Here is a 416-nt window from a genome sequence, read left to right on the forward strand (position 1 = left end):
TTTTGCCGCCAGTTGCCACTCCAGGGTCTGGTCGACCGCCAGGTTGTGGCTGGCACTGAGGTTGAAACGGGTCAGCCGGCGGCTGTCCCGGTAGTCCTGGCCGAACTGGTCGTGGTCGAAGCCGTCGTCCTGCTGGCCCGACAACGACAGGCGCATGTCGCCGCCATCCCAGCCGAAACCGTGGCTGGCATAGAAGTCGTTGATGCCGTCCTCGCCGCGGGTCACTTTCAATCGTGTGCCATGGCTGTCGGCGGGGTTACGGGTGAGGATGTTGACCACCGCCATCAGCGCATTGGCACCGTAGCTGACCGTGTTGGGGCCGCGAAACACCTCGATGCGCTCGATGTCTTCCATGGCCAGGGGGATGTCGCTCCAGTCCACCGTGGCCAGGCCAGCCCGGTACACCGAGCGGCCAT

1 protein-coding gene is annotated in these 416 nt (G+C 64.9%); it reads right to left on the reverse strand.

Annotation, left to right across the window (positions count from 1 at the left end):
* Window positions 1-416, reverse strand: a 416-nt coding sequence (locus EOE48_RS28980; protein ID WP_148239838.1) for a TonB-dependent receptor, incomplete at both ends; no start/stop codon positions are given.

This window comes from Methylobacterium oryzihabitans (assembly GCF_004004555.2).
GTDB classification, from domain to species: domain Bacteria; phylum Pseudomonadota; class Alphaproteobacteria; order Rhizobiales; family Beijerinckiaceae; genus Methylobacterium; species Methylobacterium oryzihabitans.